The organism is Leifsonia sp. Ger2509 (assembly GCF_055231915.1).
The window spans coordinates 2,758,049-2,774,160 of the sequence record NZ_JBUYVB010000003.1; the positions used below are offsets into that span (position 1 = coordinate 2,758,049).

At 69.2% G+C, this 16,112-nt stretch carries 11 protein-coding genes; 5 read left to right on the forward strand and 6 right to left on the reverse strand.

What is annotated here, in order from left to right; genetic code table 11:
• On the reverse strand, positions 1–1,155 hold the full coding sequence (locus ACV7NN_RS13530; protein ID WP_463350094.1) for a glycosyltransferase family 4 protein: 1,155 nt from the start codon (positions 1,153–1,155) through the stop codon (positions 1–3).
• A gap of 168 nt (positions 1,156–1,323) precedes the next feature.
• Between ACV7NN_RS13530 and ACV7NN_RS13535 the strand changes: the two genes are divergently transcribed.
• Positions 1,324–2,349 carry a glycosyltransferase gene (locus ACV7NN_RS13535; RefSeq protein ID WP_463350095.1) on the forward strand — a complete coding sequence of 342 codons (1,026 nt, stop codon included), beginning with the start codon at positions 1,324–1,326 and terminating at the stop codon, positions 2,347–2,349.
• A 20-nt stretch (positions 2,350–2,369) separates the two neighbouring features.
• Here ACV7NN_RS13535 and ACV7NN_RS13540 read toward each other — a convergent pair whose 3' ends face one another.
• Positions 2,370–3,353 carry a glycosyltransferase family 2 protein gene (locus ACV7NN_RS13540; protein WP_463350096.1) on the reverse strand — a complete coding sequence of 328 codons (984 nt, stop codon included), beginning with the start codon at positions 3,351–3,353 and terminating at the stop codon, positions 2,370–2,372.
• A 135-nt stretch (positions 3,354–3,488) separates the two neighbouring features.
• Between ACV7NN_RS13540 and ACV7NN_RS13545 the strand changes: the two genes are divergently transcribed.
• The 4 genes from ACV7NN_RS13545 (at position 3,489) to ACV7NN_RS13560 (ending at position 7,276) form a co-directional block, all read left to right on the forward strand.
• The gene (locus ACV7NN_RS13545) at positions 3,489–4,427 is read left to right on the forward strand and encodes a glycosyltransferase family 2 protein (RefSeq protein WP_463351296.1); all 939 of its coding nucleotides are present in this window, start codon (positions 3,489–3,491) and stop codon (positions 4,425–4,427) included.
• Positions 4,428–4,590: 163 nt separating this feature from the next.
• Positions 4,591–5,793: a DUF1972 domain-containing protein gene (locus ACV7NN_RS13550; RefSeq protein ID WP_463351297.1), complete on the forward strand. Its 1,203-nt coding sequence runs from the start codon at positions 4,591–4,593 to the stop codon at positions 5,791–5,793.
• Entirely contained in the window at positions 5,790–6,581 is a 792-nt protein-coding gene (locus ACV7NN_RS13555) for a CDP-alcohol phosphatidyltransferase family protein (RefSeq protein ID WP_463350097.1), read from the forward strand. The genes ACV7NN_RS13550 and ACV7NN_RS13555 overlap by 4 nt, the downstream gene beginning before the upstream one ends.
• Positions 6,581–7,276: a hypothetical protein gene (locus ACV7NN_RS13560; protein ID WP_463350098.1), complete on the forward strand. Its 696-nt coding sequence runs from the start codon at positions 6,581–6,583 to the stop codon at positions 7,274–7,276. Before ACV7NN_RS13555 ends, ACV7NN_RS13560 begins: the two co-directional genes overlap by 1 nt.
• Before the next feature lie 27 nt (positions 7,277–7,303).
• Here the strand turns inward: ACV7NN_RS13560 and ACV7NN_RS13565 are convergent, their stop codons facing one another.
• The 4 genes from ACV7NN_RS13565 to ACV7NN_RS13580 all read right to left on the reverse strand — a co-directional run bounded on the left by ACV7NN_RS13565 (position 7,304) and on the right by ACV7NN_RS13580 (position 16,102).
• The gene (locus tag ACV7NN_RS13565) at positions 7,304–8,932 is read right to left on the reverse strand and encodes a tyrosine-protein kinase domain-containing protein (protein WP_463350099.1); all 1,629 of its coding nucleotides are present in this window, start codon (positions 8,930–8,932) and stop codon (positions 7,304–7,306) included.
• 62 nt (positions 8,933–8,994) lie between these two features.
• Positions 8,995–10,371: a hypothetical protein gene (locus ACV7NN_RS13570; RefSeq protein ID WP_463350100.1), complete on the reverse strand. Its 1,377-nt coding sequence runs from the start codon at positions 10,369–10,371 to the stop codon at positions 8,995–8,997.
• A 137-nt stretch (positions 10,372–10,508) separates the two neighbouring features.
• Entirely contained in the window at positions 10,509–11,672 is a 1,164-nt protein-coding gene (locus ACV7NN_RS13575) for a glycosyltransferase (RefSeq protein ID WP_463350101.1), read from the reverse strand.
• Positions 11,669–16,102, reverse strand: coding sequence for a PKD domain-containing protein (locus ACV7NN_RS13580; protein WP_463350102.1), 4,434 nt, complete (start codon positions 16,100–16,102; stop codon positions 11,669–11,671). Before ACV7NN_RS13580 ends, ACV7NN_RS13575 begins: the two co-directional genes overlap by 4 nt.
• Positions 16,103–16,112 lie beyond the last annotated feature (10 nt).

The window sequence follows — 16,112 nt, forward strand, 5'->3', positions numbered from 1 at the left end:
TCATGGCAGTGGCTCCGCATGGACCGGCGCTGCGTCGGCGCGGGGCGTGCCGGACGTCTCCTCGCTGGGGAAGAGCCAGCGATCAGCCGCGATCCGCCCGTCCACCGCGGGCAGGTCCGCGAGGATCGCCTCCGGGTCGCGGGATGCGTCGATCGCCTCCACGATCGCGCCGGCGAGGTCGGCGGGGGTCCATCCCGGGCCGAGCGTGCGATGCCCATTGTCGGCCAGCCAGTCCGCGATCCCCGTCTCGGTCGTGGTCACGATCTCGCAGCCGTGCGCCAGGCCTTCGACGATCGGAAGCCCGATCTGTTCGCGCCAGCGCGGCAGCCGCACCGACGGGAGGACCAGGACGTGCGCCGTTCGCATGGTGCTGTGGATGACGGGCCGGGGTGGGTCGGTCAGGACGGTGATCGACGGGTCCGCAGCGGTCGCCGTCAGCGCATCCGGCAGCATCGGCCCCTGCCCCACCAGCGAAAGGCGGCTTCCGGGGCGCGCATCCCGCACCAGCGGCCAGGCCTCGAGCAGGCGGTCGAACCCCTTGCGCTCGGTGAAGGCGCCGACGAACAGGACGTGGAGCGGATCGCGGCTCTCGGCCGGCTCCTCGCAGTCGCAGGGGGACGGGAGCGCTTCGATGAGGCTGGTGTCGGCGTGCCAGGGCGCACCCAGTACGTTCCTGTAGAGCTCGAGCGCGGCGCTCGTGCCGAACACGACGCGATCGCTGCGGGCCCAGACCGCTCGGGCGAGCATCCGTTCGGCCTTGCGGCGCAGCCGGGTGCGCAGTCGCGGGGGTCGTGCGGCGAAGGGGCTGAGGTCCTCGATCGCGTACGTGACCACGAGCGGGCGCGTGCGGGTCACGACACTCCGCAGGCCGGTGGCCACCAGCGCTAGGGCCGTGCTGGGGAGGCCGGGCAGGTAGAGGGGCTCGTTGATCTCGAGGACGGTCACCGGTGATCGGAGGAACAGCCGGAAGGCGCTCAGGGGGCCGGCCTCGACGAGTTCGAGCCCCGTCGCGAAGTCCTGGTCGAAGTCGTACCGTCTGCTGCGGTAGACGATGGCTGCGGGCTCCAACACGTGGGCGCGCTCGAGATGAGCCGTGCGCACCTGGTCGTACAGGCGCACGTGCTCGTGGTGCAGCACCGGGTGCTCTTTCGGCACGGGTCCGTCCTCGGGAATGCTCGGGCAGCGTGATCGTCTCGGGTCGGGCGAGCGCTTGCGTGCCTGAATCATAGTGCGAATCCCTGTGAAAAACGAGGTTTCCTCACCCATTCTGGGGGCGGCGCGGAAAAGACGCTGCCAGCGGCGCGTGGGCTAGTCTGATCGCTCATGAGGGGAAGCGATCGGCTCGTCGTGCAGCAGTCGTTTCCCGAGCCTCGCCCCGACACGAACGCGTACACCGCGATGCTGCGCGATGCACTGGCCGCCACTCCCGGCATCGAGGTCCGCACGTTCACGTGGCGGCGCGCGCTGCTCGGCCGCTACGACGTTTTCCACGCGCACTGGCCAGAGATCCTCGTGTCCGGCCACTCGCCCCTCAAGAAGCTCGTCCGGCAGGCGCTCACGATCGCGCTCGTGCTCCGGCTCCGCATCGCCCGCATCCCGATCGTCCGCACGATGCACAACCTCGAGATCCCGCAGGGCATCACCCGGCGTGAGGTGGTGCTGCTCCGGTGGTTCGATCGCCGGACGACGCTGCGGATCAACCTCAATCCGGCGACTCCCGCGACAGACGGCTCCGCCTCGGTCACGATCCTCCACGGCGACTACCGCGACTGGTTCGCGCGCCATCCGCGCCAGGCGGCGGTGCCCGGGCGGATCGGCTACTTCGGGCTGATCCGTCGCTACAAGGCGGTCGACGACCTGATCGAGGTCTTCGCCGGCGTCGACGACGCGACGCTGTCCCTGAGTGTCGGGGGGCGCCCATCCACCCCGGAGCTGGCCGAACGCATCCTGTCGCTCGCCGCGGCCGACCCGCGCGTCGCCGTGGCGCTCGGCCAGCTCAGCGATGCCGAGCTCGTGGCACTCGTCACCGAGGCGCAGCTGATCGTGCTCCCCTACCGCGAGATGCACAACTCGGGCAGCGTGCTGACGGCGCTCTCGCTCGATAGGCCGGTGCTCGTGCCCGACAACGAGGCGACGGCCGCGCTCGCCGCGGAGGTGGGCGACGAATGGGTCCTCCGTTTCCCCGCGCCCCTCACCCCGGGGGCGCTGACGGACGCGGTCAGGCGCGCCACGGCGGAGGGACGCCCGGCGTCGCCCGACCTCTCACGACGCGACTGGAAGGCTTCGGGCCTGGCGCACCTCGACGCCTATCGCACGGCCCGCAGGCTCGTGCGCGGGGCCGGGGCCTGAGGAGCGCCGCGCTCCGACGTTCAGCTGTCGGCGAGCAACTCCGCACCCACAGCCTCGCCGCGCGAGTACTCCTGGTAGACGCCGCCCCAAGCGCCCCAGATCATGCCCGCGCCCCGGCAGACCGCACGAAGACCGCGCGCCTGGTGACGTGCGGAGCGGGCCAGGCCGCCCCAGGCCGTCCGCAGGAGGCCTCCCACGATGCGCAGGACGCCGCGTACCGTGCTCCGGATCCGCGCAACGCCCCGTGCGAGCGGACTCTGCGCGAGCCGCACCTCGACCACGGCCGCGGAGTTCCCGTGGCTCCAGGCGCGGCGCAGCACCCACCGACGGGTCATGCGGCTGCGGGGCACCATGTCGGTGATGACCGACTCGTCGCACCAGAGCATCCGGAATCCCGCCCGCGCGAGCTGGCGGCTGAACAGGGTGTCCTCGCCGCCGCTCAAGCCGAGGTCGAGCGCAAACCTCACTCCGCTCGCGCGCACCTGGTCGAGGTCGAGCAGCACATTGCCCGCCGCGGCGACGTCGAGGACGGTTCCGGTCGGCAGGGATCGCCGGGTGAAGAACCGGCCGGCGGCGATCCAGGGGTCGAGTTCGGCCTCGAACGCGGCGACGACCCGGCCCGACACCGCGGCCGGACGGGACCCGAGCCAGGTGTCGAGCAGGTACGCGAGCCAGCGGTCGTGCGGGCGCTCGTCGTCGTCGATGAAGGCGAGGAGGCGGGAGCCCTTGGCCTCGTCGAGGGCGCGATTGCGCACGGCGGCGATCCCGGGGTGGGGTTCGACGACATAGCGGATCGAGCCCGCCGGCTGCTCGGCGACGGCCGGTTCGCCCGAGCGATCCGGGTCGTTGTCGACGACGAGGATGTCGACGTCGAACGGGCCGCCGGGCTCCGCCGACACCTGGCGGGCGTGGTCGCGCAGCAGGGGGAGGAGCTCGCGCAGGTCGTCGGCGCGCCGGAACGTCGGAACCGCGATCGTCACGGCGATGCGCTCGTCGTCTGCCATGCGGCCATAGTCACACACCGGCCGGATGCGCGCCAGCGACAGCCCGACAGTGTCGTGCGGTGCGCAGGTGACGTGACAGCCCCCGCCTCGATATCCTGCAGTTCTGCAGGTCTCGAGGCGGGGGCGGTGAGTGCGATGGGAAATGCGCGGTTCAGTGAGCTCGCGATCGTCGTCGTGAACTTCCGCTCGACCGGCCTGCTGCAAGCCAACCTGGCGCCGCTCGCACGGACGCTGTCCGGGGCCAGGGTGGTCGTCGTCGACAATCTCTCGGATGCGGCGGAACGGGAGAGCGTGGGCCGGCTCGCGCGCGCCGAAGGCTGGGAGCTCGTCGCACCGCCGCGGAATCTCGGCTTCGGGCGCGGCATGAACGCGGGGGTCGCCCGCGCGGCGGAGCTCGGCGCGACGGCCTTCCTGCTGCTCAATCCCGACGCCGTGATCGGCGCCGCCGCGGTCGAGAGCCTGCTGGCCGTCGTGGAGGCCGACCCGCTCGCTCTGGTGGCCCCGCGCATTCTGCGCCCCGACGGCTCGGTGTGGTTCGACGGTGCCGACGTGCACCTCGCAGACGGCCGCATCACGTCGGCGCGGCGCCGGCCGGAGTTCCCCGCCTCCGACCTCGAGCCGTGGTTGAGCGGCGCCTGCCTCCTGGTCTCTCGCACGCTCTGGGATCGCGTCGGCGGCTTCGGGCGCGGGTACTTCCTCTACTGGGAGGACGTGGAGCTGTCGTACCGGGTGCGGCGTGCGGGCGGGCGGCTGGTCGTGTGTTCGGGCGTGGAGGCGGTGCACGCCGAGGGCGGCACGCAGGGGGAGGGCCTGGAGGCCTGGGGAGCGCCGAAGTCCGGCCTGTACTACTACTTCAACATCCGGAACCGGCTCGTCTTCGCCGCCCGGAATCTCGATCGCGCGACGGTCGCACGGTGGAGGAGGTCGAGCATCCCGATCGCGTACGAGGTGCTGCTCCAGGGCGGGAGGCGCCAGCTGCTCCAGTCGTGGACGCCCCTTCGGGCGGCGGTTCGCGGTGTTCGCGACGGTCTGCGCGCGTCCCGCGAGCGGGGTGGCGGCACACCCCCCGGATGAGGGGGACGACAGATGAGGATTTCTCGGCATAGACTGTCACTGCAACAGCGACCCGACCCTGGTGCACCCGCAGTGACTACTCCCCATCGGCACGGTCTCACGCCGGCGGGGTGACGGCACCCGGTCGACCCGTCGCACCGTGCCGAACGAGAGCGAGAACCCGATGAGTGGTGGGGGCACCAGTCTCAGCATCGCTCTCGTCGGCACGCGCGGAGTCCCGGCGCGATACGGCGGATTCGAGACCTGCATCGAAGAGGTCGGCACCCGGCTCGCCGCACGCGGCCACCGCATCCGGGTCTACTGCCGCCGTAGCGCGGACAACCCCGACACGCCCGCGCGGTACAACGGCATGGAACTCGTCTACCGGCCTGCGCTCAAACGCCGCTCGCTCGAGACACTCAGCCACACGGGACTGTCGGTCGCGCACCTGATGGCGCGCCGGACCGATGCCGCGATCGTCTTCAACGCGGCGAACGCGCCCTACCTTCCGGCCATCCGGGCGGCGCGCATCCCGGTCGCGACCCACGTGGACGGCCTCGAATGGCAGCGGGCCAAATGGGGTCGCGCCGGCCGCACCTACTACCGGTGGGCGGAGACGACAGCGGTGCGCTGGTCGGATGCGCTGATCGCCGACGCGGACGGCATCCGCGAGTACTACCGCAGCGAGTTCGACGCCGACACCCAGCTCATCTCGTACGGCGCCCCGCGAATCGGGAAGGACGCCGATCGCCTCGCTGAACTCGGGCTGGCGCCCGGAGAGTACTATCTCGTGGTGGCCAGGTTCGAACCCGAGAACCACGTCGACCTGATCGTCGACGGCTACACGCGCAGCACCGCTGGGCGGCCGCTCGTCGTGGTCGGGTCGGCGCCTTATTCGGATGCCTACACGCGGGACGTCAAGGCACTCGCGGACGGCCGGGTGCGCTTCCTCGGCGCGGTCTGGGACCAGGAGCTGCTCGACCAGCTCTACGCCGGCGCCTACAGCTACCTTCACGGCCACTCGGTCGGAGGGACCAACCCGTCCCTGCTTCGCGCGATCGGAGCGAGCACCTCCACGATGGCATTCGATGTCGGCTTCAACCGTGAGGTCCTCGGTGAGGCGGGCCAGTACTTCGCCGATCCGCATTCCCTGGCGATCCTTCTCGACGGCGCCGAGGCGGCCCCCGAGGTGGTGCGCCGCCGCGCGGAGCTCGCCGGGGCGCGAGCGGCGGCCTACGACTGGGATGTGGTGGCGGACTCCTACGAGCGGCTCGCGCAGGGCCTCGCCTCGCGCGAACTCGTTCGGCCGCGTCGCGGCCACGTCGCGCGGCACCCGGCCACGCCCGCGATGTCGAGACTCGAACCATCCGAGGCGGAGCGCTCATGACCGGCAACGACTTCGCTGCGGACGCGCAGCCCCGGGATCACGGATTCCGCGATGTCCTCCACCAGCTCGCTGCAGCGCAGAAACCGGCTGCGCGCAGTGCTCCCGCATATTCGCGCTACATCAACCGGCGGATCGGCCGGGTCCTGGCGGCGATCGCGATCCGGCTCGGGCTCACGCCCAACGCCGTCACCGGTGTCAGCGCCATCTTCACCTTCACCGCGATCGCGCTGCTCGTGCTGCTGCCACCCACCTGGGCATCCGGAATCGCGGTGGCCGTCCTCCTGCTCATCGGCTACGCGTGGGACTCCGCCGATGGCCAGGTCTCACGGTTCACGGGGCTCAGTAGCCCGGCCGGCGAATGGCTCGACCACATGGTGGATGCGCTGAAGGTCTCGGCGATGCCCCTCGCGCTCGCCGTCGGCTTCTTCCGGTTCGCGGTGGTGCCGGTCTGGTGGCTGTTGGTGCCGATCGCCTTCACCGTCGTGTCCGCTGTCCTCTTCTTCGGCATGATCCTGACCGAGCAGCTGCGCCGCCAGCGCGGCGTGCGTTCGCTGGCCGAAGACCTCCCGGGTCGCCCCTCGTGGCTGCGCGCCGTCGCCGTGCTGCCGATGGACTACGGCGTGCTCTGCATCTCCTTCGTGCTGCTCGGCGCCCTTCCCCTCTTCCTCGTGGTCTATACCGTGATCTTCGCGGCGACCACGGTCTTCCTGCTTCTCGCGTCCGTGAAATGGTTCCGCGAACTCCGGTCGCCTGTAGCGACGCCCGACACGATCGATGGAGGTCGATGATGACCAGGACCCACGCAGTGAGTTCCCCGGACCACGCGAACGCTGACACGGGGGTGCGCAGGCGCATCCTGTTGTTCGCAGGAGGCGCGGTCGTGGCGGCCCTAGTCATCGGCGGTCTCATCGTCGCCGGTGTGCACGGCGCCGCGAACAATGGCCCGCAACTGCCGGGAGCAGCAGCGCCGGTCGCCCACCCATCGGCGACACAGTCTGCCGCGCCGTCACCTGCCGCGTCCGGGCCGGCGGTACCCGGACCGAAGACCACGCCCAATGCAGGCTCCGGCAAAGCCGATCCGAGGTTCGGCCAGCCGGTCGCGAAATCGGTCGCGACGACGGCCGTCGCCACGACTCCCAAGGGGCTCCTGGCGAGCATCAGCTCGCTCAGCTCCGTCACCGCGACCGCGTCGCAGGCCGGCGAAGTCGGCGGGCCGGCGGTGAAGGTGGTGCTGCACCTCACGAACAGCGGGGCCTCCGCCTTCTCGCTCGACGCGGTCTCCGTCAACGCGTATTACGGCAAGGCTGCTACCCCGGGGATTCCGATCACGACGGACTCAGCGGTGAAACCGTTCCACGGAACGCTCAAGCTCGGCGGCTCGGCCAACGCGACCTATATCTTCGCGATGCCCACCGACGGCCGCGACCCGCTCGTGATCACACTCAGCGACGCGGCCGGTTCCCCGCTCGTCGTCTTCCACTGATCGAGGAGCCGGCAGGCGCCCGCCGCCTCAGCGCGAGCCGGCAGGCGCGCCCGCGCTCGTGCGGGCATCCGGTCCGACGTTGGCCCCACCGTCGGCGTCGGACTCGGTGCGCGCATCCGGATCGCTGCGGCCATCCGATTCGGCGTCGGCATCCGAGTGAGCCGGGGTGCCAGGGTCGGCCTGGGCGCGGGCACCCGGATCGACGTCGGCATGGCTGTGCTTCTCCGGGCGCTCACCGCCGGTCGGCACGCCGCCCGCAGCGATCGATCGGCCGCCCCAGTTGCGGCCGAGTGCGAAGGAGCGCTTCGGCTTGGGCTCTTCGATAGCCGTGTAGTAAGCGTGGCGGTCTTTGCGGGGAGGTACCCGGTTGAGAACCAGCCCGAGGACGCTCACGCCCGACTTCTCCAGCGAGTCCATGGCCTGGGCCAGCTGCGCCCGGTGGGCGGACGTGCGGTCGACGATGACGACCGCGCCGTCGACGAGCCTGGCCAGGATCGACGCATCAGCCGCCGCGACCGTGGGCGCGGTGTCGACGATCACGACGTCGTAGTCCTTCAAGACCGACGCCAGGAGCTCGGCCATCGCCCGTGAGGAGAGCAGTTCGCTCGGGTTCGGCGGGATCGGGCCACTGGTCAGGACGTCGAGGTGGCCGGTGCCCCAGCGCTGGACCACGTCCTCGAGCGACGCGCGGCCGACGAGCAGCGAGGTGAGGCCCGCACTGCCGACGAGGCCGGTGTACTTCGCGATCATCGGACGGCGCAGGTCCGCGTCGATCAGCAGCACGCGCTGGTCGCTCTCTGCGTAGGCCATCGCCAGGTTGGTGGCGATCAGCGATTTCCCCTCCCCGGGGATCGACGACGTGACGACGAACCCGAAGGTTTTCGAGTCGAGCGCGACGAACCCGAGGTTCGATCGCAGCTGCCGGAAGTTCTCCGCAGCGTTCGACAACGGGTCGCGTGCGAGGACGGGGCCGACGGCCCTGCGGGGTTCGCGCTGGATCGATCCGAGCAGGGGGACGCCGGCGACTTCTGTCGCTGCTTCCGCGTTGTGGATGCGCGTGTCGAGAAGCTCCTTGAGCACCAGGATCAGGAATCCGAGGATGAGGCCGAGGACGAGACCCGCGACGACGTTGAGCCGGAGGTTGGGCGACGACGGGGTCAGCGGAACCGTCGCGTGCTGGATCGTGCGGGCAGACACCGTCGTGGAGTCGTTGGCGCCCTTGGGGGCGATCTGCGAGACCGTCGCGCCGAGGCTCGCCGCGATGGCGTTCGAGATGTCCGCCGCCTTCTGCGGGTTCGGGTCTGTGACCGACAGCTCGAGGATCGCCGTGTTCTGAGGGGTGCTGACGCCGATGGCGTTCGACAGCTCCGCCGCGGTGGTGTTCAGGTTCAACTCGTCGATGACCGGGTTGAGGACGAGAGGCGACTGCGCGATCTGGGCGAACGAGAGCATCTGGCTCTGCGTGTAGGTCGACCCCTGGTTGAGGTCGATCGCCGTCCCGCCGAAGTTGAGGGCGAAGTACATGCTGGATGTCGCCGTGTAGAGGGGGGTCGCGATCTGGGAGAGGGCGACCCCGCAGAACGTGCCCACCATCGTCATGATCAGCACCACCCACCAGAATCGGCGGAACGTGCCCAGGTACTGGTGCGTTTTCATTGCGGTGCCTCTCACAGGGTCGGATGTGCGGAGCTGAGATTCGAGCGCGCTCGAGCTGTGTGTCATGTCGTCGCCCCCGTCGTCTCTCGTGGAATGCGTTCTGTTCGTGCGTTTCGGCGCGCGGGCCGCTCCGACGTGACGTCCGGAACGTCAGGGGGTGCCTGACGTGCCGCGATCTGGCTGGTCGCTGCGACGCCGATCACGAACCAGGCGAAGATGGAGTACTGGGTGATGAGCGCGACCGTCGCGAAAGCGGGGATCTGCGCCACGACGGCGATCGTGGCGGCGGTCGCCTTTCCTCGCAGCACGAGCACGACTGCGGCGGCAAGGAACGCGACGATCGCGCCCAGCGCGACGAGCCCGCTGGCGAGCCCCGTGAGGATCAGCTGGCTGTCGATGGAGTGGAAGTTGCCGAAGTAGACCGCGCCGCTCGGGTCCTTGCGCGCCGAGCTCGCGACGCCGAGCAGGTTCATGCTCCCGAGGAGCGACAGAAGGTCGGAGCGATAGGTCGCACTGTTGCTCGCTTCCGTCCCTGCGTCGTCGAACACCGTGGCGACGACGGGAAGCAGGATCGCCGAGAGCGCGACGAGGGTCGATACCAGTGCCACCCTGCCGCGCGCCGGGATCGCGCCTCGCAGGAAGACGATCGACAGGACGAGCCCCAGCAGGGCGGTGATCATCCCGATCCTGCTGAAGGTGACGACGGTCGCACCGAGCATCACGAGGACCATGGAGCCGCGCAGCCAGAACCGGAACCGCGACCCGAGGGTCAGGGGAATGGCGAGGGCGAGGCTCGCCCCCAGCGCGATCGAATGGCCGAACGCCCCCTCCGCTCGCACTTGCCCACCGCGCATCTGGAGCGATCCCCAGATGGAGTACATGTTGTTGCCGACGTGGATCTGCACGAACGGGTTCCAGTTCAGGACCCACTCGCCCAGCGCGAGAACGGCGACGATGGTGAACGCGACGCCGACTGCGCCATAGAGCCAGCGGAGGTCGACGCTCAGGGGCGCAAAACGCCCGAACACGTACCCGATGACGAAGTACGTCACGATGGAGAAGAGGGTGCTGAGAGCGATGCCCGCGCTCCCCGCCAGGAGCGAGATGAACCCGACCACGATCAGGAGGGCGACGAGCGCATCGGCGAGGCTCAGCCGAAATCCGTGGATGGGAATGAGCGCTGCGATCACGAGCAGCGCGGCCGCCGCCTGCGGCTGCAGGTAGTAGTTGCCGTTGAAGCCGATGCCGAAACCGAACCAGATCGGCACGAAGCACACGACGCAGATCCAGAGACCGACGGCCAGCCGTGGCGACCGGCGCAGCACGAAGAAGCCGAGTGCGGCGAGCGTGAGGCCGATGGCGAAGGGCAGAATTCGGTCGGCGGCGTCTCCGGATATGGAGAAGACCGAGGTCGGAAGCGCAGGCGAGGTCAGGTGCATGGTGCTCTCAGCACCCCCTCTCGGCGTGCGAGCCGCGCAGGGACGAATCGCACAGGGTCGGTGTGCGAACGCGACCGGGCCTGACGGCCGAGCCGCGTGGATCCCATGCTAGCGAGCGGATGCGCTTCGCGACACGGTCAGTGGGCACGCGGTGCGAGCGCGGAGACGATCGCTCGGATCCGTTGTCTGTACGCATGGGGGCTGTGCCGCCTCTCAGCCTCGAGGGCATCGCTGCCGGCAGAGCCCGAACAGCTCTCCCAGTTCGCAATGGCGTCCTCGAGCGCGTCGGCCAGGGAGGTGGAGTCGCCTGGGGTGACGGTCGTGGCCGACGCGTAGCCCGCCGTCGCTTCCAGCAGACCGCTCGTCGCACTGGCGATCACGGGGCGACCGGAAAGGATGCCCTCGACCGCAGTGTTCCCGAACGGTTCGTCCACGCGCGACGGGACGAGGACGACGTCGCCGCCGGCCAGGTACTCCCATACCGAGGGCTGGAAGCCCTCGAAGCACACACGCGTGTCCAGTGCTTTGTCCTTGACCTGTTTCCGCAGGTCGTTCTCGTACCACTCGTAACCGGGGAAGACGGCGCCGACGAGGTTGAGATGGGCGGGGATCCCACGCCGATCCAGTTCCGCGAGCGCGTCGATCGCGACGTCGACACCTTTGCGCGGGGAGAGCCGCCCCACGTATGTGATCCGCAGGTCGCCGTCGATCTTCCTCCGCGCAGGAGAGCGCTCGGGAGGTCCTGGCACCGCGTTGTACACGACCTGCATCCTGCGCCCGAGGGAACCGAACGCATCCGTCACCACGCCGGCACTGAACCTGCTGTTCGCGATGATCGCCTGGGAGAGGAAGAGGGGGAGGGCGAGCACGCGCCGGACCAGGACGGAGGCGGTGGCCTCGCCCTCGTGCACGTGGGTCACCACCGGAATCCGGCGCAGCCGGCCCAGCACGCTCCACAGCGGAATCGTCATGGTGTTGACATAGAGCAGCGAAGGCCGTTCGCGGCGCATCAGGGCCAGGCCCTGGACGGCACCCCTGACGGAGCCGCCTGCGAACCGGAGCATGCCCGGAAGGCTCTTCACGGTCTTGCGAAGCACGGGTGTCTCGCAGATCTCCACCCGTGCCCCGCGGACCTGCAGCTCGTTGATCAGCGGGCCCTCGCAGGGCACGGTGACCACGACCTCCCAGCCACCGTCGACCAGGGCGCTCGCGCTCTCGAGGAGCACCCGGTCGGAGCCGTAGAGCTCCGCACTCGGATGCGCCACGAGAACGCGTGCGCTTGGCCGCTTGGTCGTCGTCACGGGCCGGGGTTCACGGTGTAGCTGCTGAACCGCGTGGTCACCGGGGTGACGCTGGAGGTGCTCGAGGTGTAGGTCCGGAGGTTCACGCTACCGGCCACCTGGAGTGCCGCCGTACTGTCGCTCGCGCTCAGCTGCCATGCCGAGGGCTCGGTCTGGCCGGTGGGCCACACCTTCGCGCGGATGGTGGTGGGCGAGGTGCCGAACACCTGGAGGTGCAGGTTCAGCTGCATCCCCGCGGTGTACGTCAGCGTCGGCACGTTGTAGCTCGACAGGACCGTGCCGCTCTGCATCAGCTGGAGAGTCATGGCGCCCGTCGCCTTGATCCACACCCGTGCGGAGTAGTCGGTGGACCCGACCACCCTGCCCGCGGCGCCGATGTAGGTGCCGCCGCCGGTGGGAACAGTGTCCGTCGAGACCGTGACCGTCGTGTCGGTACTCGTCGCGCTCACCGAGCCGAGCGTCGCCGTCTTCGTCGACCCTGCGGCGACGACCTGCTGGCCGGTTCCGCCGGAGACGCTGAAGTTGGTCGCGCCGCCCGAGAGCGTCCACGTCCCGCCGATGTCGCCGGTGCCCCATCCGCCGCTCACCGTCCGCCCGAAGGCGTCCTGGGCGAGAGCGTTATTCGGCGCGGTGACCGACACCTGCTTCGTCGTGCTGTTGGTGAGGTTTCCGTTGTCCGTCACGGTCAGGGTGATCGTGTAGGTCCCGGTGCCGGCGTAGGTGTGGCTCGTCGTCTTGCCGGAGCCCGCCGCCGTGCCGTCACCCCAGTTCCACGCGTAGCCGGTGATGGTGCCGTCATCGGTGGAGGCGGATGCGTCGACGGCGACCGAGAGGTTCGTCGGCGTCGCGGTGAAGGAGGCGACCGGCGGCTGGTTCACCGGGGACACCGTCACGTCATGCGTCACCGTGGTGGGCGTGCCGCTGTTGTCGGTGACCGTGAGGCTCACGTGGTAGGTGCCGCCCGCTGCGTACGTGTGGGAGGGGTTCGCCACCGTGTCGGTGCCGCCATCCCCGAAGTCCCATGCGTACGAGGCGATCGTGCCGTCCGGGTCACCCGATCCCGACGAGTCGAACGCGACGTTCAGGTTCGTCGGTGTCGAGGTGAAGGCCGCCACCGGCGGGGTGTCCGTCACCGTGATCGGGTTCGTCACGGAGTTCGTCGCACCGCTGCCGTCCGTCACCGTCAGGGTCACCTGGTAGGTGCCCGTGGAGGCGAAGGTGTGGTTCGGAGTCGGATCGGCGCTCAGAGCCGAGCTGTCACCGAAGTTCCACGAGTACGACGCGATCGGTCCCTCGGGGTCGGTCGAGCCGGTGCCGTCGAAGCTGGCGTTCAGCCCTGCGGCGCTCGAGGTGAACGACGCGGTCGGCGGCTGGTTCGGAACCGTGCCGGACGTTCCCAGCGAATAGTGGTTCGTGACATCGGTGGCCGAGAGCTCACTCGAGTAGACCGCGACCTCGTCGAGCGTGCCGGCGAAGTACGGGCCGGTCGAACCCCAGGTGTTGTCACCGCCGACCCGCCAGTAGCCGCTGTACGCCTGCTGGCCGCTCTGGCCGTTCGTGCCCACCAGGGCGCCGTCGACGTACATCTTCATGCCGTCGCCGGCCTGCGAGGCGACCACGTAGTGCCAGTTGCCGTCGTTGTAGGCGCTCGATGACGTGATGGTGTTGGTCTGCCCTGTCCACACGCCGAACACCAGCTGCCCGTTGTCCTGCATGTAGACGTGGCGGTCGTAGTTGCTGGAGAGCCCGGTCTGGTTGCTACCGAAGCCGATCAGCTTGCCGCCGGTGTGGGTGGTCGTCTTGAACCAGAGCTCGAGTGAATACGTCGTCGGGTTCGAGAACTGCGCGCTGCTGGCAAGCACGGTACCGCTCTGGCCATTGCTGGTCGCGTTGAACCGGGTCGACGTGTCGGTCGTGCCTGCGACCGCTCCTGTGAGGCCCTGCGTTTGTGCCCGGCCGGAGAACGTCCCGTTGTTGCCCAGCGGGCCGGAGTCGGCAGCGGTGTTGCCGCTGTCGGAGAGCCGCCAGTAGATGTCCGGGTTCGCCTTGTAGATGGCGTTGCCGTATGCGTCGGTCGGTGCCGGCGGGAACGGTGAGACACGCCCGGATGCGACCCAGTGGTTCAGCACGTCGGTGCGGGTGAGCACCGTCGAGTACATCGAGACCTGGCCGATGTCGCCCTTGAAGTATGGGCTCGACGGCTGCGACGGCCATCCGTTCAGGTTGTCGCCGCCGACCTTCCAGTACCCGCTGTAGCCCTGGCCGAAGGTGACGTCTCCACGGGCCGCGACCTGCTTGCCGTCCATGTAGAGCACCATGCCGTTCGGGCCGAGCGAGGCGACCACCTGGTGCCAGTTGCCGTCGTTGTACGACTTGGTGCTGGTCAGCGTCTGCACGCCGCCCGGGTAGACACCGAACCAGATCTTTCCGGAGTTGTCCATGTAGACGTGGCGGTCGTAGCTGTTCGACAGTGCGGAGTTCTGGTCACCGAAGCCCAGGATCTTTCCGCCGCTCGTGGTCGTCGTGCGGAACCAGGCCTCGGCCGTGAACGTGTTCGGGCCGGGGATGGCCGTCTGCGTCACTGCCACGCCGGCTGCCCCGTCGAAGGTCGTGGCGTTGACGCCGCTCACGGGACCTGCGGCTCCGCGGGTGACGTTGGCGTTGGCGACCAGGTCATTGAAGCCGATGTGGTCGTAGACCGCCGTGCCGCTTGCTTCGTCGAAGGGGTACGACGAGGTCGCGTTCGATGCGGTGATCGCATCCGAGTACGTCGAGCCCGCGGCGGATCCGCTCGCGATGACCACCGAGTTCGTGTCGCGGGAGTTCGTGTTATTGAACGGGTCGAAGACCTTCACATGGTAGACGTGCGTCGTACCGGGTGTGAGCCCTGTGTCGATGAAGCCGATCAACGGGCGCGTGTAGAAGTTCGAGTGCACGGTCGTCGTGTAGACCGGGCTCGTTCCCGCGTCGCGGTACACCTTGTAGGTCAGGTAGCCGTTGTCGGCGTCATACGTCGCCGCGAAGCTCACCCGCGCCTGCCCCGACGCGAACGAGACAGCTGTCGGAGTCAGCGGCACACCGGCCGGACCCACCTTGTTCGGTGCGATGTTCGGGTTCGCGAACCGTGCGAGACCCTGGGTCTGCACGCCGTTCACCGAGGGGAACTCTCCGCCGTAGACGAGGTAGTTCGCGTTGCCCGCGACGCTCCAGCCTGCCTGGCCGGCGCTCGTGTAGTTGCCGTTCTGCCAGGTCGGGAACCAGTCGAGCAGCGAAGGCGACGGGTTTCCGAACCAGTCGTGGTAACCGTACGGGTCGTGGCTGATGGTGCCGGTCACGGCCTTGCTGTAGGCGAGGGAATGGTGCATCGTCCACGGGTTCGTCTGCGGGAAGCCGCCGATGTTGCCGCAGTAGTGCGAGTGGCCGGCCTGATAGACCGCGTCGCCGTGGGGGAACACCGAGTAGGTGTCACCGTGGCAGTCCTCGATCCAGATGATCGAGCCGGTGTTCGGATCCGCCGCGAAGATGCCTTCCAGGTTGCCGCCGGCACCGAAGACGTAGCCGGAACCGTAGATGCGATCGCTGGTCGCCGTCAGCGACACGATGGCCGCCTGCGATCCGGAGTCCTGCACCGACTGGTTGGCCGCGAACGGCAGGACGCTGCCGGTGCTGGAGTCGACCATCCCGAGCCCGATGTTGGAGGCCCCGTTGATGGTGTTGAAGCGGCCGCCGACCACCACGCGCGCACCGTCTGTCGTGACCGTCACGGCGTTGACCGCGTCGTTGACATCGGCGACGAACGGCAGGGTGGAGCCGTCGGTCGCGCTCACCGCGGCGAAGCGCATCCGCGAGGCGCCGTTCACGGTCGTGAAGGTGCCTCCGGCCCAGACCGCCGTGTTGGTGGCGGTCACGGCCCGGACCTCACTGCCCATGATCGGCTTGAAGGTGCTGACCATGGCCCCGGTCGCCGTCGAGAATGCGGCGAGCCGGTAGGCGCCCTTGCCGTCGATCGTCGTGAAGTCGCCGCCGACGTAGATGCGCGAGCCATCAGGCGATGCGGCGATCGTGAGCGCCTGGGCGTTCAGGTTCGGGGCGAACGTCGGGTTCAGGACGCCGGTGGTGATGTCGTAAGCGAGGAGGTTGTTCCGCGCCACAGTGTTCACGCCGGGGGCGGAACCCGCCGGCCGCGCCGTCGTGAAGCTTCCGGCCACGTACACCGTGTTACCGACGACCACCTGCGCCCACGCGACGCCGTTGATCTGCGGCGTCGGCAGCACGTCGTCACTGACGGTCGTCGGCGTCGAGGGATCGGAGGGGTTGGGTGGAGCAGAATCCGCGAACGCCGGTTGGACGGCGAGAGCACCTCCGAAGATCAGGCCGATGGCTGTGACGACGGCGATGGCGCGGGCGCGGGTGATAGCTGCGATGCTCATGACAACCTCG